The organism is Haloferula sp. (assembly GCF_049672945.1).
GTDB lineage: Bacteria > Verrucomicrobiota > Verrucomicrobiia > Verrucomicrobiales > Akkermansiaceae > Haloferula.
Window position 1 is genome coordinate 19046 of record NZ_JBATWY010000098.1, and the last position, 23013, is coordinate 42058.

A 23013-nucleotide genomic window follows, 5' to 3' on the forward strand; every position below is an offset into this window, starting at 1 on the left:
CGAAAATGGAACCCGCTCCAGAGGAAGACACCTCCAACCATGACTCGACCGGAGGTCGCGGGATGAGTCTCATCAATGCGATGTACTATGTCTTCAAGCCCTTCCTTCCCCAAGGAGTGCGCTATACGATGCGGCGGCTTCGCGCGAACTACAAACTGCAAACCGCCAGAGACTGGCCGATCATGCTGTCCGCCGGCCGCACTCCCGAAGGGTGGCCGGGATGGCCCGAGGGAAAAAAATTCGCCGTCGTACTCACCCACGATGTGGAAGGACCCACCGGCCTCGACCGCTGCCAGCAACTCGCCGAACTCGAAGCACGCCACGGCTTCCGCTCGTCCTTCAATTTCATTCCCGAAGGTGGCTATCGCGTCACCAAGGAATTCCGCCAGTCCCTGGAAGATCAGGGCTTCGAAGTCGGCGTCCACGACCTGCGCCACGACGGTTCCCTCTACCAATCGCGCAAGTCATTCGATGCATGCGCGGTCCGCATCAATGACTACCTTCGCGACTGGAACGCCACCGGATTCCGCGCGGGCTTCATGTTTCACAATCTCGAATGGCTCAAGACCCTCGATATCGAATACGACGCCTCGACCTTCGATACCGACCCCTTCGAGCCGCAGCCCGATGGTGCCGGCACCATCTTTCCCTTCCGGGTCACCGACCCCGATCCGCGAAGGTCCTACATCGAACTCCCCTACACCCTGCCCCAGGACGCCACCCTCTACCTGATCCTGCGCGAAAAAACCAACGAGGTCTGGAAGAAGAAGACCGATTGGTTGGTCGAACAGCAAGGCATGGTGCTGCTCAACGTCCATCCCGACTACCTCGCCTTCGATGGCCGGAAGCCCGAGATCAGTGAGTTCGATGCCGCCCTCTACGAAGACTTTCTGATCCACCTCAAGACTCGCTTTCAGGACCAGTACTGGAATCCCCTGCCACGCGAAATGAGCCGCTTCATTGCAGCCAGCAGCGACTAACGAACCAGCCAGCACGCCGCTGGCCTCTTTCGCCTCCGTTGGATCTTCCTCCATCGAAGTGAAACGCGCATGCAGCCAGAAACACCCGTCACCCGGCACCTCAAGGCCACCAGACGGTAGAAGCGCAAACGGGTAGCACCCATGGGTTGGGAGCACTCCCACTCCTCGCGACCACCCGCCCAGAACGCCGTCCTCACGATTCTTTCTTGGGCGGCATCCAGACATGCTTGTGACTACCATCACAAATTGGCGGCGTCCCGGTCCGCTTGCACTGGCACCACCACACGGTCGTCTTCTCCGCCACCTCGAACCTCACCGGTTGGAGCCCCGTTCCCTTGTGACTGCCATCGCAAAACGGCGGGTGCGAAGATCGTCCACAAGAGCACCAGAAATGAGTGCCCGCCTCTACTTCCAAACCGAGCGGCTTGGTATCACACACAATCGGTTCTTCTGCCATGCTGAGCAGCTTAACCGATCAGACCCGGAGATGACCAGCCTACAGTCGGCCCAGTTCAATCTCTCGTGACCACCTGCTCTTTAGGCTCCTCTTCAAGCACGATCAGCGGCTTCTTCTCTTCCACCTTCTTGGAAATCGGCAAGGATCCCTTGCCGAGCTGGGGATAGGCCTCGCGAGGCACCTCCCGGAAAAAGGTCACTCCTAGCCACGCCGCCAAAAATGCGGCCGAGCACGTCACAAACATACGGACTTTCATATCGAGTTTGGCGGCACCCTTGGGTGACCGGGAAAACGGGACGCGCGTCTTATCGACCGATTCTCAAGGGAAAGTAAAGCGTTTTCAATCCCTTGTGACGGCTCAGCACGCCCGCAAGCCACGAAATCCGGGGATTCTGTCACCCTTCGTGGAACGCTGACATCCCTCTCCATTTCGCTCCTTTTCGCAAATGAGCAGCCCCGCTAGTCTGCCCCCATGAACTCAGGGGAGAACTTACCAAAAAACATCATCCTGATAGGCTTCATGGGCTGTGGGAAGTCCACCATCGGACGCAAACTCGAACACCTGCTCGGTTACCCCTTGGTCGATACCGACCAACTCATCGAGCAAAAGACCAAGACTTCGGTCGCCGAAATCTTCGCCAAACGGGGCGAAGACTACTTCCGCGGACTCGAGGCCGCCGTCCTCCACGAACTCGCCGCCCCCGACGCTCCCCGGCGGATCATCTCGACCGGCGGCGGTATCATTGCCCGCAAACGCAATCGCAGCCTGATCAAACAACTCGGCTATGTCGTCTGGCTCCAGGCTCCGGTCGAGGTCATTCTCGAACGCACCGGCCGCAACCGCGACCGCCCCCTCCTGCAAACCGAAAATCCGCGGGAAAAAATCGAAGCCCTGCTCGCCGAGCGCAAACCGATGTACGACGCCACCGCCGACATCGAAGTCGAAACCGTCGGACTCGACGCCGGAGAAATCGCCTGCGGCATCCTCGAAAGCGCCCGCTACCACTTCGCCAGCGGCACGTAATTCCCTCTGGAACCCACTCCCATCATCCTCAAGACTTTGCGCCCTTGGCGTCTTGGCGGTTCAATATTCCTCCGACCAGCCCACCGTGTCCGCCACCGAAATCAAAGCCCTCGCCCGCGAACTCGGCTTCGACGACTGCCGCATCGCCAAGGCAAAGGAAGCCACCCATGCCGACGCCTTCCGCCAGTGGATCGACGACGGTGCCCACGGCGACATGGCCTGGCTCGAGCGCACCCCCGAGCGCCGCTGCGACCCGCGCGAAGTCCTCCCCGGCTGCCGCTCCGTCGTCACGCTCGCCCTCAACTACTATCCGGGTAGTAACCCCAATACCGGCTGGCGCATCGCCCGCTACGCCTGGAATGAAGACTACCACGACCTCGTTGGAAAAAAGCTCAAGCAGCTCAACGAAGCCATGGTCGCCCTCGGCGGCACCCAGCGCTACTACGTCGACACCGGCCCCGTCCTCGAACGCGACTTCGCCACCGACGCCGGCCTCGGCTGGAACGGCAAGTCCACCGTCCAGATCCACCGCCACCTCGGCACCTGGTTCTTCCTCGCCGAACTCCTCACCACCCTCGACCTCCCCGCCGACCCCCCCTTCGGCGACCACTGCGGAAAATGCACCCGCTGCATCGACGCCTGCCCCACCGATGCCATCACCCAGCCTCATCGTGTCGATGCGCGTCGCTGCATCTCCTACCTCACCATCGAGAACAAAGGCCCCATCCCCGAGGAATTTCGCGAAGCCATCGGCGACCGTCTCTACGGCTGCGACGAATGCCTCGAGGTCTGCCCCTGGAACCGCTTCGCCAAGCTTTCGAGCGAAGCCAAATTCCACGCGCGCGAATCCATCTTCAATCTCAAGACCCGCGACATTCTCGACCTCACTCCCGAGGACTTCAGCCGCATCTTCGCCAAAAGCCCGATCAAGCGCATCAAGCTTCCCCGCCTGATCCGCAACGCCTGCGTCGTCCTCGGCAACACCGGTAATGAAGATGATCTTCCCGCTCTAACAAAAGCCTCCCAAAGCGAAGACCCCCTCATCGCCGAGCACGCCCAGTGGGCCTATGCCGCCATCGCAGCCCGCCTACCGCGCACGTAGCTTCACAAGCGCGCGATTGGGATCCTGCTCGCTTCTGTTCCCTTTCCAGCTTCACACCGCATTTCTCCCACTCGACGCCACCAATGCGCTTGTCGAGGGCGCGGATCCGGTGATGCTCGGACTGTGACTCCCTACATCCTGCTGGATAAAACCAGCCTCCCCGATGGCACCTTGCTCTCCCTCCACAAACACGGAGACGAATTCATCCTCGAATACAACGGCCTCGAACTGATGAGCACGGGCCTGACCTACTCCGAACAAATGCTGGCGGAACTGGGTTGTGCTGATCTGTTAGAGGGGGCGGCAAGCAGACCGCCGCACCCTCGCGTGCTGATCGGCGGATTGGGCATGGGGTTCACGCTCAAGCGGGTTCTCGAGCTGATCGGCTCGCCGGCCACCGTCGATGTTGCCGAATTGATGAGTCAGGTCATCGAATGGAACCGCAGCTATCTCGTCGAGCACAATGGCCCTCTACTCGAAGACCCAAGAACGAACGTGATTCTCGCCGATCTCTTCGACTGCCTTGGAGAAGGCGACCTCTACGATGCGATCCTGATCGATATCGACGACACCCCCGATGCGCTGATCACCGAGGACAATGCCAAACTCTACACGCCCGCCTTTCTGGCCCTGCTGAAGGAGTCGCTCAACCCCGGTGGCTGTCTCGCCTACTGGATGGCCGTCCCTTCACCAAGACTCGAGAAAGTACTCAAGAAAGCCGGATTCCAACTGCAGCAGTATCCGGCGAGGCCCCATCAGCAATCCGACGAGGAACGACACCGGATCTACGTGGCCCGCTTGGTCTCGGAGGATGGAATACCGCCGTCTTCCAAGGTTGATGAAAGCAAAGGCTGATGCATTCTTTACCCGATCTCATCATGAAATCGCATTCTTGGATCCCAGCCGGTAAATTCCTCTGCTTCATCGCTTTCGGGGCTCTATCTCATGCCCAAGCCTCGGAAAAAAGCTCCTCCTGGACCGGATGGCTGGGGCCAGATCGGGCGGGCCAGGCTCAGGGCTTCGAAAGTCCGGAAACCTGGCCTGAGAAACTTCAGCAGCAGTGGCGAGTCGAAGTGGGCGAAGGTTACTCGACCCCACTCGTGGTCGGCCCACGCATCTATCAACATGCGCGCCAAGGGGACGACGAGGTGCTCTTTTGCCTTGAGCGGAAGACTGGCAAGACGATCTGGCGGAAGTCGATGCCAGTGGCATTCGTCGCCGGTCGAAACGGCGAACGTCATGGTCTCGGACCGAAATCCACACCGGCCTATGCCAATGGACGTGTCTTCACGCTGAGCATCATCGGCGTGCTCACCGCCTGGTCGGCAGACGATGGAGAACTCCTCTGGACCCGCGACTTTCGTGAACAGTTCGAGGTCTCCCATCCCTACTGGGGGACCGCGACCTCTCCGATCGCCGATGAGGACCGGGTCTTCGCTCACACGGGAAGCTGCGAAGATGGTGCCTTGTTTTGCATCGACGCGAAGACCGGCAAGGACATCTGGGTGCGGAAGGAAGAGGCGAACTGCTACTCCTCACCACGTATCGAGACCATCGATGGTGTCCGTCAACTCGTGGAGCTCAACCATGATGGACTTTGCGGAATCGATCTCAAAAATGGCGAACTCCTCTGGAAATATTCCTATCCCCATCGCGGCAATAATCAGAACACACCCACTCCGGTTCGCTTCGAGGACATCTTCGTCTTCGGCGGTGAGGACCGGCGGACCGTGGGAGTCCGGGTCAAGAAGACGGGCGACGAGTGGAGCGTCGAACGAATCTGGCAGCATCGCGATGCCGCCCTCGACATGGGCAGTCCGATCATTCACGGCGGTCTGGTCTATGGGTTCTCGGTGCTGAAAACAGGACAGTTCTTCTGCCTCGATCCCCTCACCGGAAACATGAAGTGGACAGGCGAGGCACGGATGGGAGAGAACGCTCAGCTACTTTCGCTTCCCGATGCGATTCTCACCCTGACGGATGACGGCTCCTGCCGAATCCTGCGTGCCTCGGGCGAGAAGTACGAGCCCATTCGTACTTACCAGGTTTCGAAAGGCCACACCTGGGCGGCTCCCGCATTGGTTCATGACATGCTGCTCATCAAGGAGAAGGATCACCTGACATCATGGAATTTTCCTGAGTAGGAATCTCCATCTCTCCAGTCATCCGTACTACTGAACTTCTTGCCCAGCGGTAATAGGAAAATCGGAAAGACCATGATCGGGATTTAGGGGCTCTGACCAAGCGTGAGCCCCGAATCCCTCCCTTATTCCCCCCAATCCCTCGGATGTCGCAGCTTCAGCCGAAGCGATCGTGAATCACGACCTCGGAATCCGGCAGTCGCTCTCCGCGTGGCCATGCCGGCTTGGTCTCCTTGCCGACCGCAATCATGAAACTCAGCACGTGGTCACTCGGCAAGTTGATCAGCTTCGATACGGCATCGGGGTCGAAGCCGACCATCGGACAGGAATCATATCCCATGCCCTTCGCCGCCAGCATCAGCGTCATGCCCGCCAACGCGGACGAACGAATCGCCTCATCCCGAGTGAGCTGCTCCTTGCCTTCATAGAAGGGTTTGATCGCCGGTCCCAGAATGTCCTGCACCTCCTGCGGCGCATGCGACCAGTACTTGGCGGGATCCGCCAGGTGGGCGGTCAGGTCGGCACACATGATGAAGAGCACCGAGGCATCCGTCACCTGCGCCTGATCCCAGGCCACGGCACGGAGTTCCTTGCGAAGCTCCGGATCACGCACCACGAGCAGACGGTAGTTCTGCATGTTGAAGGAGGATGGCGCGAGCTTGGTCAGCTCAATGAGCTTGGCGAGATCTTCATCCGGCATCACATGCTCGGGATCGTAGTGTTTGACGGAGCGGCGGGATTCGATGGTTTCCAGGATGTTCATGATGGTCGTGTTCTAGTTTTGGATGACGTGGAGTTAATTAAGCACGAATCTCACGAATTCTACGAATTTTCCGAAGAGTCTCATCAATCACTTAGCGGTTGAAAAAGGCTCCCATTCCCAGGTTTCGCGGAACTCGCGGTTTTTGTTTCGCTTGCCAAGAAAACTCCCGCGACCAGCGGGCGGGCGCGGGAGTGGAGCGATTCAAGCCGCTGCAATCGCAGCGGTGATCGATGACTTGGCTTGCACACCCTGCAGGCGCTTCACCACTTCACCGTTCCTGAAGACAATCAGCGTCGGTATGCTTTTGATGCCGTAGCGGACCGCCAGGTCCTGGGCTTCGTCGACATTCACCTTCGCAACGAGCGCCTTTCCTTGCTGCTCGGAGGCGACCTCGTCGATCACCGGTCCGAGCACCTGGCACGGTCCGCACCAGGGAGCCCAGAAGTCGACCAGCACCGGCCAGTCGGTTCCAGAAAGGGTGGCATCGAAATTCGTGGGATTCAGTTCCGTTGTTTTCATAAGGTTTTAATATTGAGCGTCATGCAGTGGCGCCTTCATGCCACTCGTTTGCAGCAAAGACCGGATCAAGCGGTGTTTCCGCGAGGTGATTGGTGTAGTTGCTGAGCGTCTTCATGGTGACTCCGAGAACCACTTCAAGCGCTTGAGCCGGAGTGTAGCCCGCCTCAAAAAAGGCCTGCTGCTGTTCCTCGCTGACCCAGCCGCGGTCACGGACCACCGCCAGTGCGAACTCCCTCAAGGCCTCGAGTTTCGGATCAGAGAGCAGGCTTCCATCCCGAAGTGACTCAAGCACCGCGGGGTCGACCTCTTTCATCTGACCGATGGTGGTGTGCCCGGCCACGCAGTAACGGCAACCGTTCTCCGCACTCACGGCGATCGTCACCACTTCCTGTTCAGTCGCGCTGAAGGACGATTTGCCGAAGGCCCCCGCCACGGCGAGGTAGCCCTCCAGGGCCGCTGGCGCGTTGGCGAGCGTGCCGAGCAGGTTGGGAACGAAGCCGAAGCTCGCCTTCGCTCCTTCGAGGAGTGGACGGGAGGACTCAGGCGCGGATTCAATGGTTTGGAGATCGAGTTTCATGGTGGTTTGCAATTTCGAGATAGACTTAAAACAAACAGACAAGTCTGTCTAATTTTATTTTCGGCTGACTCGATTCAAATCTCGGAAAGGCCCTAACACCAAAGAGTCCGGACTCTTCGGCTGCTCGTGCTTTTACGCCACCGCTGCGTCCGCCAGCGTCAGCGCTGCTTTTTTCGCCTGTTCCACGGGCCAGACGCCGCCGACGCTTTGGGACTCCGTAATGGCTCCGGTATGCAGAAGGAGCCAGGCGTCCCCCAAATTGCGGGCCGCTGCTCCCTTGAGTCCCAACTCCCGGGCGATGCTGTGCCAGAAGGATCGAGACCGTTCGCGGAAGTTCAGGATCACCTCTCGAATCTCCGAATCCGTGCCTATCATCGTGGATGTCACACAGAACGGACAGCCGTTGAAGCCGGATTCCTCAACGTAGCAGCAGAGCTGGTCAAACATCTCGGCGATCTTTTTTCGCGCGGGCCGGGGATCGTCCAGGAGCTCCTGATGCAGCGCGCTGAAACTGGCCATTTCGCTTCGCAGCCACTCGGCACAAAGGGCCTCCTTGCTGGGGAAGTGCTGATAGAAGGTCGCCTTCGCGATCTCCGCCTTGGCAATGATCTCGTTGATCCCCACGCACTCGTAGCCCCGTTCGCCGAAGAGGCGACCGGCGGTCCCGAGGAGTCGTTGACGCGGCTTGCTCACGCTTCACCATCGGACAAGTTTGTCTGTTTTTCAAGCCTACCTTCGACTTTCACTTTCCCCAATGAACCGTCGCCGGAATTCGATGTGCGCTCTTCCTCGATATCAGACATACTCGCGCAGCCGATGAGAGAGGACGAGTTCGTAAACCTGCCAAGTGGCCGCAATCTGGGCTACGCCGAATACGGCGACCCCCAAGGACGCCCGGTGTTCTTCTTCCACGGCTGGCCAAGCAGTCGACTGCAGGCCGCCTATCTCGACAAGGACGCCATGGAACGCGGCATCCGTATCCTCGCACCCGACCGGCCGGGCATTGGAAGCTCGGATCCCTTGCCGAAAAGGCGCTTCTCCGACTGGCCGAAGGACGTCGCCGACTTTGCCGACGCCCTCGAGATTCCCCGCTTCTCCATCTTCGGCATTTCCGGAGGTGGGCCCTACGCCTTGGCAACCTGTTCCCAGTTGGGCGATCGAATTGAGCGCGCCGCGGTCGTCTGTGGAGCACCGCCACTATCAGCCGATGCCGATCGCACCCACATGCACTGGGCTTACCGGACGCTCTCCGGCATGAAGTCCCTCCGCCGTGCCGCCGTGCCGGCCCTGATTCCCCTGAGCAAATGGATGATCCGCCGTGGCCCTCACCGCGCCCCGATGTCCTGGATGCTCAGAAGCATCCCCGCGCGGGATCGCGAGGCCATCCACTCCGGAGGCGGCTGGGACACGGTCACCCGGAGCTACCTCACCGCAATCTCGAACGGCTCCAAAAACCTCCTCACCGACGGCGAACTCTACATCGAACCCTGGGGCTTCGATCCGGAAAAAATCACCGTACCAGTCAGGTTCTGGCACGGATTGGCGGATGCCAACCTGCCCTGCGAGGTCGCCCGGAAACTTGCCAAACGGGTGCCTGAAAGCGAAGGCTGCTGGGTCGAAGGCGAAGGCCACTACTCACTCGCCGTCTTTCACTCCACCGAAGTGCTCGACTGGTTGAAGGGCTGACTATTCCTCGACCCACATCCGGCCAGCCCGACGCCGCAGCGTCCCGCCGCCCGGCAGATTGACCACCGATGGGGCATCCGGATCGGCAAGCGCGAGCGCCCGCTCGACCAGCGAACGCGTCACATTTGAAACTCCACACTCACGCAGGTAAGAAAACAAACACGCCCGCTGAATCACCTCCGGCAGCGTCCTCAACTGCGGCAAATGAAGCCGCCACTGAGGATCAATCACCCCGGCCTGCTCGACCGCCCAGGCCTCGATCTCCCTCATCTCGGCATCCGATCTCGCGGCCTTGATCAAAGCCGTCACCGGATCCCGTTTTGCAATCTCCTCAAGCAGCGGCAGCGCTTCGTTCCGCATTCGGTTCCGCACCGCGATCGCCTCCGCATTGCTCGCATCCTCGCGCCACCTCAGACCCTTCATCTCCAACCAATGCCTCAGCTCCGTGCGCCGCACGCCTAACAGCGGCCGGATCAATTCCATCTGCAGCCCGTCCATCGTCACCGTTTGGGATTCCTCCATCCCGCTGGCACCCCGACTTCCGCGCATCAGATTCCAAAGCACCGTCTCCGCCTGATCATCGCCATGATGAGCCAGAATCACCCTCCGGCAACGCCACGCCCTGCTGCAGTCCGCAAAAAATGCGTGCCTCGCCATGCGGCCCGCCGTCTCCACCGAAACCTTCTCGCCCCGCGCCAAGCTGGCCACATCCACACTGCCACCCTCAAAATCATAGCCCAGTTTCTTCGCCAGCTTGCGGACAAAGCGCGCGTCCTCACTCGACTCCTCCTCCCTCAGCCGATGATCCAGATGGCAAACCACCACCGATCCAAAACCACAGCTCCGAAGCAGGTGCAGCAAAGCGACCGAGTCAGCACCACCTGACACTCCAATCAGATACCGTCGCCGCTTTGACGCCTCCTCGAGCCAACCTGGTATCCGATCCAGCACACCTCATTCTGTCTAGATCCCCCCCACTTGGCAGCACGAAACGTGGCAGTTCCCTACGCGAACACGTAGTATCCAAAAAACACCGGCCGGTTAGTCTGCGAGCATGGGTCCTCTCGCAGGCTGGGTACTACTCGGATTGATCGCTGGAGCACTGGCCCGCTGGATTCTGCCCGGCGAAGAGCGTGGCGGCTGGTTCGGCACACTGATTCTGGGAATCATTGGCGCCATCCTCGGCGGCTGGTTGATCCGCCACCTCGGTATTTTCGCGATCGCCGCTCCTGGCGAATGGTTCCCCGCACCAGCCTCGATCGTCTCCGCCACGCTCGGTTCGATCCTTGTCCTCGCCGCGTGGAAGTGGCTTAAAATCTAAGGCCTCTAGAGGATTCACGAGGCCACCAGCGCAGGAAATCGCCGAAATAGCGCAACTTCCCCGTCAGCAGCGTCCTTTCTCCTTGAGAGTCAGTCATCGCGGAGTAAGCTTTCCCTTACCCGAAGGTGTCCCAAGGCATCCGAGGGTTCCATACAAACCGGATCCAAATTTGGGTCCAAACCATAGACAAACGAAAAACATGAAAACTAGAAAAAGAAAACTGCGTGGTTTCACACTTGTGGAACTTCTCGTGGTGATCGTCATCATCGCGGCCCTCGCGGGCCTCTCGGCGCCCATGATTCTCCGTCAACGCAAGGCGGCTGATCGGACGCAAGCCATCAACAACGCCAAGCAGATCGGTCTCGCCCTGCTCGAGTTCGACCAGGAATACGGTTCCTTCCCGGATGAAAACACCGCGGAAACCGTTACCGAGTCCACCGGCACCCAGCTCTCTTTCGCTGGGGGAAAATCCAACGACTACTTCCGTCAGCTCATTGCTTTCGGTATCCAGTCCGAAGATATCTTCTACGCCAAGGCTGCCTACACGAAGAAGCCTGACCGCGCCATGAACGGTGCTGACGCGCTCGAAGCCGGCGAAGTCGGATTCGGCTACATCATGCTTGATGCCACAACCGGTCAAAACACTTCCGGCAACCCCGGTCGCTCCGTGCTGGCCGCACCACTGCTTGACGCGCTTGAAAACTGGACCTTCGACGCGGATCCCTTTGGCGGCAAAGCCGTCATCCTCCGCCTCGACAACAGCGTTGACGCGCCGCTCATTCGCCAAACCGACGACAAGGTCTCGGTTGGTAATGGCAACACCCTCGAACAAGCGGGTGACGACACCGTCTGGGACGAAGAGCCCGTGATCAAAGCTCCGCAAAAGCGCGGTGCCTGATCGAGTAACGATCCAATCCAAAACCGGGAAGCCCAACGGCTTCCCGGTTTTTTTTGTTTGCGGATAAGCCGCTCCAACCGAAGGAATAGCGAATCATGTCGGATCTTCCTGTCTCGCGCGCTTTCCTACCCTACCCCACCTCGACCCTCAGTCCGAGAATCGTGCCGACGGATCTCAGCACCTTCAAGTCACGGGGAATCTCCCAAGTGGAGAGGGATCTGCAGCAGAAGCTCGTCGAAATCCGTGAGACCTACCTCGCCGCCATCGACCACTTCAACTGGAACAAACTCGTCTATGAGGCTGAGATCAATTTTGAACCCGTAGTCGGCGAAACCTATCACCTTTATGAAAGCCGAGGCCGCCGCCTGCTTTCGATGATCGGTCCCAGCGAATGGGCCATGCGCCATCTCGCCACCTTCCGCCTCAATGTCGACCGGCAGTGGTTGATCGTCGAAACCTCTCCTGAGATCGATACCCAGCAGCTCTTCGCCCAGGCCGCATCCTGAGCAGCGATAGATTTTTCATCCCTCTCCCGACGCCCATTTTCCTTGGCGATTCGACCCATCGGACCTACAAGGCCCCCGTCATGACCCGTCCACAGATCGAGTTCAGCATCAAGATCTTCATCCTCCTCCTGATCATCGCCTTCGGCGGCGCGGTGTTCCACGTCTTCCAGGAACTCGGCTGGGCGTAAGGAAGTGGCGCTTTCCCAAGCGCCAAGGGTGGGCAAGGCGGCTTTCAGCCGCTCTACCACCCCACCTTCGCTTCCTGAAGCTGGCCACCCCGGTCGTGATAACGGATCAATCCGTTCTCCACGCCGAATTCGTGGACGCACTTCGTCACCTTGACATCGAAGGCACAATATTCCGCGATTTTCATCATCGGCTCGTTGCTGCCCGTCTTCTTATACTCCTGCCACCAGCGCAGCGCATCCAGTCCGTCAGCCGTCTTGTTCTGTCCGAGTGACCCTTCCGCCGCTGCATCCAGCTTGAGCCGAAAACCCAGCACCTCCTGCAAGTCGAGCATCATGTCCAGATTCACCGTCTGGTTCGGCAAGTCGTAGATGGTGTAGCCCTGCAGGACCGGATAATCGAACTCGACATGGTTCCAGCCCACCACCAGGTCGGCCTTGACCAACTCATCCACCAAATCACTCACCTGATCCTCTCCGTAGATCCGATACTCACCACTTCCCGTGCTGTAGGTCACCCCCACCGACATCCCCATCTTGTCCTTGTGGGACGATCCTCCCACATCATTGAAGCTCCGCTGCGTCTCCAGATCAAAGTAAACGATGTTCTTCTCCGCCACGCGCGAAGGCTAGCAACGCAACCGAGCATTCCAAGCGTCATCAGCGGGCATGGCACAACTGGAGTGGCGCTCTCCCGAGCGCCATAAGTGGGCGAGGCGGCTTTCCAGACGCCCCATCAACCCTCACCACCAGATCCACCCCCTTGCTTCACCTCCGGCTTGATCCCCACCCCACCCACCTCCGTCACACCCTTCTGTGGCGCCGCACCTTCAGTAACCGGCACCACCTTGATCTCCACTTCCACCGGCACCGCACGCAGCCCCTCAATGATCTGCTTCAGCTGTGCCACGGTCTGATCCGCCAGCGACTGCGGCTGCGAATAGTTCGTCCCAGCTCCCGCGATCCCCTCGCGGATCGCATCCAACCCATCGTTGAACTGACTCATCTGCGCCACCACGCGCGCCACCGGATCATTCTCCCCCGCACCACCCAACAGCTTCCGCTTGTTGAAGCCCTTCTTGATCTCGTCCCATCGCGCTGCCTGCTTCTCATCGAGCAGTCCCTCCATCTCGTAAAATTTCAGCAAGTTCGATTCGGCCGCCGTCGTCAGGTTCTGTGACTCACTGCGGTAGTGATCAATCACCAGCTGCCGCACCTCCTGCGGTGTCATCAGCGGCAGCACCTTCTCCGCGATCCGGTTCATGTTGCGATACGAACCCTGCAGCTTGAATGGCGGCTCCGTCCGGTACGCATCCTCCTGCGCGGCGCTCCGAATGTACTCCTGATTCACCCGCGAAATCGTCTCGCGCACGGAAAGAAGATGCTTCGTCACCGTGACCATCTCATCGATCTCCGCCGGCGTGTAATTCCCTTCGAAGTCGGCTCCGTCGCGACTCCCCGTTTCCGCGATCTGGATCAAGGTCAACACGTCCTTCTGCGAGCGGCTCGCCAATCTCGAAAGAGCCGCATTCGAGGTCAGAGAGTTCTCAATATAGCTCGATTTGAAAGCCGACTCATGTCCCCCGAGAATGTCACCGAGATTGTAGGTGTCCGCCCGGTTGGAAAGCATGTCCGGAATCTGGAACTTGCCGCCACTCTCGGTATACGGATTGCCCGCCATCACCACCGCCACTTTTCTACCACGAAGATCGTAGGTCCGCGACTTGCCCTTCCACACACCTTCGATCTTCCGTTGCGCATCGCACAAGCTGATGAACTTCTGCAGGAACTCCGGATTGGTATGCTGGATGTCATCAACGTAAATCATCACGTTGTCCCCCATCTCAAGTGCCAGATTCAAGCGCATGACCTCTTCACGTGCGGCCGCATTCGGGGCCTCCGCCGGATCCAGCGAAAGCACGTTGTGACCCAGCGTCGGGCCATTGATTTTGACGAAGGTCACGCCAAGCCGGTTCGCCACATACTCCATCAGCGTCGTCTTGCCGTATCCCGGAGGTGAAATCAGCAGCAGCATCCCCATCCGGTCCGTGCGGGTATCGGTGCCCGCCGTGCCCAATTGCTTCGCCAAATTGTCACCGATCATCGGCAGGTAAACCTCATCGATCAAACGGTTCCGCACGAAAGCACTCATCACCTTCGGTTTGAACTCGTCGAGACGCATCGTCTCACGCTTCTCAGCCGTCAGCTTCTGCTTCAGTTCGGACAGTGAACGAAAGGCTGCTCCATCCGTCAGCTCGTGCTTCGCCAGACGATCAAGAAATTCGCTGTAATGAAGCTCGAGCACGCCACCCTCGATTCGCTGATGACCGGAACGTAGTCCATCCACCTCCACCGCCAGCTCCACCGATTTCACCGCGCGTTGCTCGTAGCCGCCCCTCGCCAAATGCGCCGCCGCCTCATCGATCACCGCCGGCTTCAGACCCTCCGGCGTGCCATCGAGCACCTCATCATTCCCCGCCTCAAATCCTGACAACCAATCCCGCGCCACCTCGAACTTCGAGATCACACTTCCGGTCATCGCTCCCTGAAAATCCCTCTCCGCCCGCTTCGCCACCAGCGCACTCTGAAATCCTCGTGCCAAAGCAGACGCCGCAGCCGAGACCACAAAGTCACTGCCATCCGACAACTCTTCGGCAAGGTAGTCGACTGCACCTTCACCCACATCATCAAAACACCCGCTCACCTGCCTCCAAGCGGAGAACCCATTGCGCAGGCGTCCCTTCCAGACATGCGTCTCACCGCCACCCTCAAATATCCCACGCCGCTTCCCATAACTCGCAAACTGTCCCGCCAGGACTTCCTTTTCCGGATCGCTCCAGCTCTCCCAGAAAACCATCGCAACGGCCCTGATCCTTGGCCCATACCTCAACAACCCCGCCTCCGCATGCACCGGCAACAGTTTTTCCAAAATCTTCGCCGCATCTTCATCATGCACGCCCTTCGTGTATCCTTCCGCATACCTCGGCTGCATAAACGCCTGCACCTCTTCAAGCAGCGCCTTACCATCGACCGGACCGCTGACTTTAGTCGGCGACTCCAAAAACCGCCAAACCAAATACTCCACCCGCGCCACCGAAGCACTCTCACTCGGCACTTCCAGATCCCACGCATCCCGCGTCGCCAGGAACTCCGGCGAAGTAATCGGCTCGAAATACTTCGTCCCCGACAAATGAAACGCCATCCCCTCGTCATGCGGCACGATCGTCGCCTCAAGCGGCTGCGTGTTCACGCTGAAAGCATGCTTGCCGAATCGCAGCACGTTCTGCCCGTCGACATAAAGTTCCTTCTTATCCTTGAGCTGACGCACTCCATCCTCACGCAGCGTCTTGAGCTGCGTTCCCAAGTCATCCGCTTTCACCGGATCCCCCAGCGCGGTCAGCTGCGCAATGATATCGCGCACTTTCTCGCTCATCGGATCCGTCGCAAAGTAGCTGTGGATCTCCTCGACTTCCTTCAGCCCGGCCACCCGGTTCTTGATCCCCTTGAGGATTCGCTCCGCCGATTTGAACAAGGAACCCGCCCGTTTCTGGCGAGCCTCCATCAGCTGCGTCCGACGTCCTTCAAAGGCATCGTAAATCTCTTCCCGTCGCCCGACCAACTGCTCGATGTACTCATCGAACTCCGCAAACCTTCCCTCCAGTTCCTCGACCTGAACCATCAGCCGGGTCAATGACTCATCACATTTCTCCGGCGTATCACAGAGATCCAGATAGTTCGCCAGCGCCTGCGAAAGCAACTTCATCTGCGCCGAGAACTGCGCCTCTCCTTCACCACGCGACAGCTCCCTGCGCTTGTTCCGCAATGAACCACGCGTGCCGTTGAGCTTCGCGTAAAGCGACGAAATCCGTTCGATGATCGCCGTCGTCTGAGTCGCGTCCTCGATCTTCAGACCTCCGACGATCTCAATCAGCATCTCCAACTCGCCCGCCGCCTGATCAAGCGCCTTTGCGACTTCATCAGCCTCCGTGACCTTGGATATCTTCGCCAGCCCCGCCTCCTGTTCCTCAATGGTCGCCGCGTAGGCCTTCAACGAGTCCTCCCCGAGGAGGAAATCCACCGTCTTCTGCGAAATCTCGTCCGAAGTCGCGACCACCTTTTCCTCAAACTCCGAGACGACCGCCTCGCTCACATAACGCACTTCTCCCAGCGAGATAATCTCACCACGCAGCTTCCTCAACGCGGCCAAATGATGCACCAATGGCTTCAGCTCGTCTCCCGGCGTGGTGATCGCTTCACGCACCGTCGACTCCACCGCTCGTCGGGTCGCAGCGGTCCGTTCAGCCGCGGTCGCACGCAGGGCCTGGACTTTTTCGAACTCCCCGATCGCCGATTCCGCCGCCTGTTTGACACCCCGCAGAGCAGCCGCAAGCCCTCCGCACTCCTCACGATCCAGCCAGAAATAGCTGTCCAGCAAATCTCCCGACCGCTTGACCAGATCGAGATAAAGCCCGGCAAAGGAATCATCCTTGTTGAGCAGCGTCAGTAGTTCGCGCACTTCCGCCATTCCCCGCACCAGCTGTGCGTTGCCGATCTTGTAGAGGAACGAATCCTGATTGGTCGCACTTGCGACCGCCGCCTCATCATCCAAGTACGGCGTCTGCCATACTTGGAGCGCATGATGCTTCTGCGGCTCCCCCTCGTTCCGGAAAAGCACCAACTGCCCATCACCAAAGAGCGAGAAGCCCGAACAAAGGATCGGCGTTTCCATGCTCTGCTGGATCCGGCTGTAGGAAAGCAGCACATACTCACCGGCGGCACGGTTGTAGAACGCAAAAAGCACGTCCTCGCCATTCGAACTCGCCACCCGGCGCTCGAATCGCATGTCGAGCAGCCCGTGATCGAAAGTCTTCACCTCGCCGCTCTGCAGCAAGTAGCCGTTGGCAAATACAATCCCATGATCATCCGGCAGCAGCACACAGGAGTCCCCGATCGCATCGAGCCGATGGACCGCATTCGTCTTTGCATTGAAAACCAGATAGCGATGAAACTCCTCACGATACGGGAGGATCTTCATCAGAATCAATGACCCCACTTCCGCGTAAAAGATCTCCGCATCATCAAGCGTCTGATCGCTCTCCGTCACCGGCTCCGAGTAAATCCCCGCACCAGATTCGGTGTTGTCCTCGATCTTGATCGTCAGATCACCCCCGACCGTCTCGACGAAGACCCGGTCATTGATCGAAACATGCGGATGCTCGCCCGAGCGATGCATGCCCCGATGCGCACGCACCCATTCGAACTCCTGCTGGCGCGGATAGACATACTCGTGGTCGAAGCGATTTCCGACATACTCCAGTTTTCCATCCCCAAGCATCCGCCACTTGAAGACCTTGATGTCGTTCAGTGACTTCCCGGCCCGCATCGCAATGAAAAGATGCGGACCGATCACGAGGAACTTCAGGAAAACCGTCTCACGATAGTACTTGTAGAGATACTGGAAGTCCTCGACGAAACGGGTATCGTCGAGAATTTCCGACACCGGGACCTGAGTGAAGCTATGGGTCTCCGGTTCGTAATCGTAAGCCGCGAAAACATCCTGAATGTCCGTCGTCTGCTTCAGACCGAACTGAATGTTGTAACCGAACAGGAAGCGCCGTCTCCCGACCGCCACCAAATCACGTGCCACACAGTTGTGCTCCGTGGAAACGCGCTCCGTTCCTAGCAGTGCCGTTTCAACACCCCCAAAAACCTCAAGGCGTTGCTCGTTGAGGACCTCCATCCCCGCCCGCAACCTGGACCCATGCTCCTCCAGCCGCGCACGAATCACTTCATACGCCCCACCTTCAAGTTGGTCGGCTTTATTTTCCTCGGACATATTGCTGGAGAACCACGGAATACACGAAATACACGGAATTCTTAGAGGACGAATCTCTCGAACTGAGCCTTGGGATGATGACCAAAGTTCACCAACAGACCGACTCTCTTGCCTGTCGCCTTCAAATAATTCATCACTTGCGCCCGATGAATATCATCGATGGTCTTCACTGCCTTAATCTCAAGGATGACCTGATCATAACAAATGAAATCAGGAACAAACCTTTTCCTCAATGTTCGTCCCTTGTATTGAGCTTCAAGTCCAGGTTGGGCCACCATCGGCAAGCCAAGAATCCCAAACTCAATCTCAAGACACTCCTGAAACACATCCTCCACGAACCCACAGCCCTTCTCCCGATAAACCTCAAAGCATGCTCCAAGTATCGCATGGGTTTCCTCCTTCAGTAATAATTCCATATCCTGCAGCAGTTCAAGTTCCGTGTATTTCGTGTATTCCGTGGTTCCCAATTCTTACTTCAGAACCTTCGAAGCCTTCTCATCCGCCAACCCAAACCGATCCGCGCCACCCAGGAAGCCGATCAGCTTGCTCCGGGTCTCACCCGTCGCTTCAAGCAGCAGCTTTGAAAGTGCCGCGCCGATCGTCAGGTCCCGGACGTCGTCCGCCGTCACGCCGAACTGCCCGGCCCAGTCCTTGAGCTGAGTCTTGAAGTACTCCGGATCGCCATTGAAGAAGGTGTCCTTCACATCGCGGATGGCCTCACTGTGTTCGACCAGACGATCCACCGACTTGCCATTCGAAATGGCACCGGCGATCTGATCGAAGAACTTCCCTTCGCCACCGATGATCTCGATCTTCGCCGACTTCATGGCTTCGCCAAGCACCGCCGCCTGAGCTTCCGCGATGTCTTTCTGGACTCTGATTCCAGCCAATTCGACCTCCTTGCTCTTCTCGAGTTCGAGTTTGAACTCTTCGTGGTCCTGACCGGCTTCTTCGAAGAGCTTCATCGCTTCCGCCTTCTGGTGGATACCCTGGGCCTCCGCTTCAAACTTCAATCGATTGACCTCCGCTTCGGCAGCACCTTGCTTCTGGGTGGCATCCGCCTGGGCCATCAGCACCTCGACTTCGCCCATCCCAACCGCAGCGGACTCCTTGGTCAGCGCTTCGGCGAGCAGCTTCTTGGCGGATGAAATCTTCTCGCTCGAAGCCTGTTCGGCTTCGGCGGCAATCACCACTTCTTCGGCGTGCAGCTCGGCTGCCTTCTTCTCGGCTTCCGCCGCCTTCACACGCTCGTAGAGTTCCTTGTCCGCCCGTAGTTTGGCCGACGCCTGATCCGCCTCGGCTTCCTTCACGCGCTTGATGACATCTTCCTGCGCCAGGGCTTCGGCGAGCGTCACCTTGACCTGCTTCTCACGATCCGCACCGGCAAAAGCTTCGGTGTCCTTGATCCGCTCTTGTTCGATCACCACCAGCTTTTCGACTGCGACGCGTTCCTTGATCACATCCTGGATCGCCTTCTTCTCAACTTCGACCGCCTTCTCCTTCTCAATGTCCTTGAGGGTCGTGAGACGTTCACGCTCGATCGCTTCAAGTTGCTGATCGCGCTTCACGCGCTCCACTTCGACGACATCCGTCCGCTCCTTGTTGCGCAAGGCAACGAGCACCTGGCGCTCCTTGTTCTCGTTCGCGATCTCGATCTCCTCATCCGCACTGATCCGCGCGCGCTCGGCCTTCTGCCGCTCCTCTTCCTGAACCTTCATCGTCTCCGCCTCTTCCCGCGCCTGGACGACCTGCACCTCACGCTGCTGTTTCGCTTCGGTCTCAGCCAACTGACGCTCAAGTTCGAGAATCGCTTCCCGCGCTTCGACGTCCTGTTGCTTGATGACCTTCTCCTTGTCGCGCTGAATATTGTTCGAAAGCTTCGCCTGCTCGGCGGTGAGATAGGTGATCTTCTTGATACCCTCGGCATCGAGGATGTTGTCCGGATCGAGCGATTCAACCGGCGTCTGTTCGAGATAATCGATCGCCGCATCATCGAGCACGAAGCCGTTCAGATCGGTTCCGATCACCTTCAAAATCTCATCACGGAAAGTATCCCGATCTTCGTAGAGAGAGATGAAATCAAAGCGCTTGCCGACGGTCTTCAAGCCTTCGGAAAACTTGGCATCGAAGAGCTCGCGAATCGCATCCTGCGAACTCGCCCGCTCACAACCCACCGATTGCGCCACACGCAGCACATCCTCATCGGCATGATTCACCCTCACAAAGAAGGCCACCTTGATATCCGCCCGGACATTGTCCCGACAGATCAGCCCGTTCTTCGCGGTCCGGTCGATTTCGATCCGCTTCAGCGAAATGTCCATCGTCTCCAGTCGGTGGAAGACCGGAAAGACGAGCATGCCGTTGAAGTTGATCTTGGTGCCTCCGATACCGGTTCGGATCAGCGCGGTGCCCTTCCTTACCTTTCGGTAAAGCATGGCGTAGACGAGGCCGATCGCAACGATCAGGCCGCCGATCCCCAGGAGGACCATCAGGATGATCCCGGCAGCCGCGGGAAGTTCAAACAATGCCAGTGTATTGGTGTTCATAAGAGTCAGTTGTCGATGATTTGTAGGGGCTTCACACGGTAGACATCACGATCCTTGTCGTGACTTTCGACGACCACCTGGTCGCCTTTGGAAAGAGGGGGCTCGCCCGGAGCGAGGCGGGCATTGATCAGCAGCGGCACTTCCGGGTCCTCGACCTCGACCTGTCCGAAAGTTTCGTCGAGGACTCCGCTTCGCACTCGGCCTGTTCGACCGATCACGGGTTTCGCCTGCCCTTCGCTGCCCTGCAGCGCCTCGAACATCGGGCGCAGCATGAAGCCGGTGAATTTGGTCAACCCGATCGCCGGAACGAAAGACACCGCCGCGATCATAGCCGCCTGCTTGAGATCTTCAGCGGGATTCCAGAAATGGTTGCCGAGCATCACGCATCCCCATTCGAAAACCAAAAGGAAGCTGCCCAGCGCCGGTAGCGGAACCACATCTCCATGGACGAACTTGAAGAGCCAGCGAATCGATCCGCCGAACAAGGTCCCCCCATCGCCCGAGTCCATCCCACCGTCACCAAAGTCCACTCCGATGAAATCGAAATCCAAGGTGCCCAGAAAACAGATGATCCAGAACAAGGCCATAGGTCCGAGCAGAAGTGTGAAAGGCAACACACCCGTACTCGTCGACAGATCCCATATTTCCTTAATCAACGGTGCCATCCCAAACGAAAGCCCGGGACCTAACCACTACAAAACGGGCCATCCTTTAGACGGAGTGCCGCTCTCCCAAGCGCCATGGGTGGGCAAGGCGACTTTCCAGTCGCCAGTATCCCATCAAAGATTCCTCAAAGACTTCGCCGCATCGCTCCGCGCCGCAAAAAACGCCGGCAGCAAGGCCGCAAGAGAACAAAGCACGAAAGCCGCCAGTCCAATGGCGATCACCTCACCCGGATTCACATGCGCAGGCAGGACGGTGAAACCATTGAAGGAGGCCGGAAAAGGATCAAAGCCGAAGGCGCGCATGCCCTCTTGAACCTGCTCACGGAAACGCACCAGCAACAAGCCCCCGATCACCCCCAGAACCGCCCCCAACGCCCCGAGTATCACCCCTTGATAGGCAAACACTCGCACGATCTGACCCGGAGCAGCCCCAAGCGCCTTCATCACCCCGACTTCACGACGTTTCTGCAAGGTCACCGTGAACATCACCGCCGTCATTGAAAACGCCGACACCACCACAATCAGCGAGAGCACAAGATACATCATCACCCGCTGCTGTTCGATCAGCGCCGAAAAGTCCGCCAATTCCGAAACCCAGGTCACAGGATACCATTCGGGCGGAAGCACCGCCCCGATCTGATCCACCACCGGACCGACCTGATAAGGATCTTCAAGCCGCACGCTCACCCCCTGAACACCATCACCCAGTCCCGCCAGATCCTGCGCCAGATGGAGCGGCATGAACACATCCGGTGTCATCGCCATCTGCGACGCGGAATAGATGCCGATGATCTCCGCCTCCTTCGGCAGGACGATCTCCCGCACCCCTTTCAGGATCTCCGCATCCATCTTTTCCCGATCCGTCTCATCGAACTCCGCAAGGATCGCCAAAAACTCATCCTTCGCATCCTTCCTGATCACCCGCACCTTCCGCTCTTCATCTTCCTCGCTTTCCTCTAACAGAACCAAGGCCCGCCCCGCGATTTCCTGCTCGGGATCGCGAACCCCGGCACCATAAATCAGATCGAGCGGCGCATAAATCGCCTGGGCCACTTCGGAGGGGATCTCCGACGTCTCCCCCTTCACCACCCACTGCTCACGCACCAAATCCTTCACCGTTGCGAGCTGTTCCGCATATCGCTCACGCACGGGCGGGTCCTCGGTCATCTTGAAAACCCGCTCGACCTCTTCAAAGTTCCGCAGCGTCAGCAGGCGCACCTTGTCTCCGACACGCGCACCGAAAGAACGGGCGACCTTCGACGAGATCACCACCCGATCATCCAGGCCCATGTCCGATGAACTATCCGGATGACCTTCCATATCCAGCATCGCGGTAATTCCCTCGACCTCATCCGGATCCGTCGTATCCACGCCGCGAAACGTCCCCGCCGTCCGGTAACCCAGGATATCGATGAGCAAGCTGTCCTGCACGAAAGCCCCGGCATCGATCACTCCCGGAAGCGTCTCGACCTTTGCCGCCGTCTCCCGCCAATCGGACACCGGCATTCTCATGCCCTCCATCGGCGCGTAGTCGAGCCGGATGTGGGGGATGAATCCCAAAATGCGGCTCTTCACCTCCCGCTCAAGCCCCGAGTAAATCGACATCACCGACACCAAGGCAAAGACCCCAAAGGCCACTCCGGTCGTCGAAATCAAGGCCACTGCCGAAAGCAATGCCCGTCGCGGATTGAGATAGCGCCATGCAAGCATCGCGCTGAAGGACCGTCTAGCCATGCCCCTCCCTAGCCGCCCAGCTGCCCCTCGGCAAGCGTAGCTGCGGCAGCCCGCCGCAAGCCGTGGAGGGGGC

22 protein-coding genes are annotated in these 23013 nt (G+C 58.7%); 9 read left to right on the forward strand and 13 right to left on the reverse strand.

Going from position 1 to position 23013, the window contains the following annotated elements:
* Window positions 1-5: 5 nt before the first annotated feature.
* A complete protein-coding gene (locus WBG04_RS08610; RefSeq protein ID WP_424314000.1) occupies window positions 6-980 on the forward strand; it encodes a hypothetical protein in 975 nt (324 codons plus the stop codon).
* A 193-nt stretch (window positions 981-1173) separates the two neighbouring features.
* On the opposite strand, the gene WBG04_RS08615 is transcribed toward WBG04_RS08610, so the two are convergent.
* The gene (locus tag WBG04_RS08615; RefSeq protein WP_424314001.1) at window positions 1174-1437 is read right to left on the reverse strand and encodes a CDGSH iron-sulfur domain-containing protein; all 264 of its coding nucleotides are present in this window, start codon (window positions 1435-1437) and stop codon (window positions 1174-1176) included.
* A 55-nt stretch (window positions 1438-1492) separates the two neighbouring features.
* Entirely contained in the window at window positions 1493-1681 is a 189-nt protein-coding gene (locus tag WBG04_RS08620) for a hypothetical protein (RefSeq protein ID WP_424314002.1), read from the reverse strand.
* 228 nt (window positions 1682-1909) lie between these two features.
* Between WBG04_RS08620 and WBG04_RS08625 the strand changes: the two genes are divergently transcribed.
* The 4 genes from WBG04_RS08625 (at window position 1910) to WBG04_RS08640 (ending at window position 5707) form a co-directional block, all read left to right on the forward strand.
* The gene (locus WBG04_RS08625) at window positions 1910-2461 is read left to right on the forward strand and encodes a shikimate kinase (protein ID WP_424314003.1); all 552 of its coding nucleotides are present in this window, start codon (window positions 1910-1912) and stop codon (window positions 2459-2461) included.
* Window positions 2462-2546: 85 nt separating this feature from the next.
* Window positions 2547-3563: a tRNA epoxyqueuosine(34) reductase QueG gene (gene queG / locus WBG04_RS08630; RefSeq protein ID WP_424314004.1), complete on the forward strand. Its 1017-nt coding sequence runs from the start codon at window positions 2547-2549 to the stop codon at window positions 3561-3563.
* Between the two features lie 123 nt (window positions 3564-3686).
* Window positions 3687-4418 carry a spermidine synthase gene (locus WBG04_RS08635; protein WP_424314005.1) on the forward strand — a complete coding sequence of 244 codons (732 nt, stop codon included), beginning with the start codon at window positions 3687-3689 and terminating at the stop codon, window positions 4416-4418.
* A 23-nt stretch (window positions 4419-4441) separates the two neighbouring features.
* Window positions 4442-5707: a PQQ-binding-like beta-propeller repeat protein gene (locus WBG04_RS08640; RefSeq protein ID WP_424314006.1), complete on the forward strand. Its 1266-nt coding sequence runs from the start codon at window positions 4442-4444 to the stop codon at window positions 5705-5707.
* Window positions 5708-5861: 154 nt separating this feature from the next.
* On the opposite strand, the gene WBG04_RS08645 is transcribed toward WBG04_RS08640, so the two are convergent.
* From WBG04_RS08645 to WBG04_RS08660, 4 genes are all read right to left on the reverse strand, one after another.
* Window positions 5862-6467 (reverse strand): nitroreductase family protein, encoded by a 606-nt coding sequence (locus WBG04_RS08645; protein ID WP_424314007.1) that lies wholly within the window; start codon window positions 6465-6467, stop codon window positions 5862-5864.
* Window positions 6468-6668: 201 nt separating this feature from the next.
* Window positions 6669-6986 (reverse strand): thioredoxin, encoded by a 318-nt coding sequence (gene trxA, locus WBG04_RS08650; protein WP_424314008.1) that lies wholly within the window; start codon window positions 6984-6986, stop codon window positions 6669-6671.
* A gap of 19 nt (window positions 6987-7005) precedes the next feature.
* On the reverse strand, window positions 7006-7563 hold the full coding sequence (locus tag WBG04_RS08655; protein WP_424314009.1) for a carboxymuconolactone decarboxylase family protein: 558 nt from the start codon (window positions 7561-7563) through the stop codon (window positions 7006-7008).
* A gap of 132 nt (window positions 7564-7695) precedes the next feature.
* A complete protein-coding gene (locus tag WBG04_RS08660; RefSeq protein ID WP_424314010.1) occupies window positions 7696-8256 on the reverse strand; it encodes a TetR/AcrR family transcriptional regulator in 561 nt (186 codons plus the stop codon).
* Window positions 8257-8379: 123 nt separating this feature from the next.
* Between WBG04_RS08660 and WBG04_RS08665 the strand changes: the two genes are divergently transcribed.
* The gene (locus tag WBG04_RS08665) at window positions 8380-9249 is read left to right on the forward strand and encodes an alpha/beta fold hydrolase (RefSeq protein ID WP_424314011.1); all 870 of its coding nucleotides are present in this window, start codon (window positions 8380-8382) and stop codon (window positions 9247-9249) included.
* Here WBG04_RS08665 and tilS read toward each other — a convergent pair whose 3' ends face one another.
* A complete protein-coding gene (gene tilS / locus WBG04_RS08670) occupies window positions 9250-10200 on the reverse strand; it encodes a tRNA lysidine(34) synthetase TilS (RefSeq protein ID WP_424314012.1) in 951 nt (316 codons plus the stop codon). It abuts the gene before it with no gap.
* Window positions 10201-10303: 103 nt separating this feature from the next.
* Between tilS and WBG04_RS08675 the strand changes: the two genes are divergently transcribed.
* The 3 genes from WBG04_RS08675 (at window position 10304) to WBG04_RS08685 (ending at window position 11974) form a co-directional block, all read left to right on the forward strand.
* Entirely contained in the window at window positions 10304-10570 is a 267-nt protein-coding gene (locus WBG04_RS08675) for a GlsB/YeaQ/YmgE family stress response membrane protein (protein WP_424314013.1), read from the forward strand.
* A gap of 199 nt (window positions 10571-10769) precedes the next feature.
* Window positions 10770-11468: a type II secretion system protein gene (locus tag WBG04_RS08680; protein ID WP_424314014.1), complete on the forward strand. Its 699-nt coding sequence runs from the start codon at window positions 10770-10772 to the stop codon at window positions 11466-11468.
* A 95-nt stretch (window positions 11469-11563) separates the two neighbouring features.
* The gene (locus WBG04_RS08685; RefSeq protein WP_424314015.1) at window positions 11564-11974 is read left to right on the forward strand and encodes a DUF2452 domain-containing protein; all 411 of its coding nucleotides are present in this window, start codon (window positions 11564-11566) and stop codon (window positions 11972-11974) included.
* Between the two features lie 241 nt (window positions 11975-12215).
* On the opposite strand, the gene WBG04_RS08690 is transcribed toward WBG04_RS08685, so the two are convergent.
* The 6 genes from WBG04_RS08690 to WBG04_RS08715 all read right to left on the reverse strand — a co-directional run bounded on the left by WBG04_RS08690 (window position 12216) and on the right by WBG04_RS08715 (window position 22940).
* Window positions 12216-12779: a ribonuclease H-like domain-containing protein gene (locus WBG04_RS08690; protein ID WP_424314016.1), complete on the reverse strand. Its 564-nt coding sequence runs from the start codon at window positions 12777-12779 to the stop codon at window positions 12216-12218.
* Between the two features lie 116 nt (window positions 12780-12895).
* The gene (locus tag WBG04_RS08695) at window positions 12896-17995 is read right to left on the reverse strand and encodes a DNA repair ATPase (protein ID WP_424314017.1); all 5100 of its coding nucleotides are present in this window, start codon (window positions 17993-17995) and stop codon (window positions 12896-12898) included.
* A 41-nt stretch (window positions 17996-18036) separates the two neighbouring features.
* Complete coding sequence (locus WBG04_RS08700) at window positions 18037-18411, reverse strand: GxxExxY protein (protein WP_424314039.1); 375 nt, start codon at window positions 18409-18411, stop codon at window positions 18037-18039.
* Between the two features lie 54 nt (window positions 18412-18465).
* Window positions 18466-20541: a flotillin family protein gene (locus WBG04_RS08705; protein WP_424314018.1), complete on the reverse strand. Its 2076-nt coding sequence runs from the start codon at window positions 20539-20541 to the stop codon at window positions 18466-18468.
* Window positions 20542-20546: 5 nt separating this feature from the next.
* Window positions 20547-21206, reverse strand: coding sequence for a hypothetical protein (locus WBG04_RS08710; RefSeq protein ID WP_424314019.1), 660 nt, complete (start codon window positions 21204-21206; stop codon window positions 20547-20549).
* Between the two features lie 114 nt (window positions 21207-21320).
* Entirely contained in the window at window positions 21321-22940 is a 1620-nt protein-coding gene (locus WBG04_RS08715; RefSeq protein ID WP_424314020.1) for an ABC transporter permease, read from the reverse strand.
* Window positions 22941-23013: the final 73 nt, after the last annotated feature.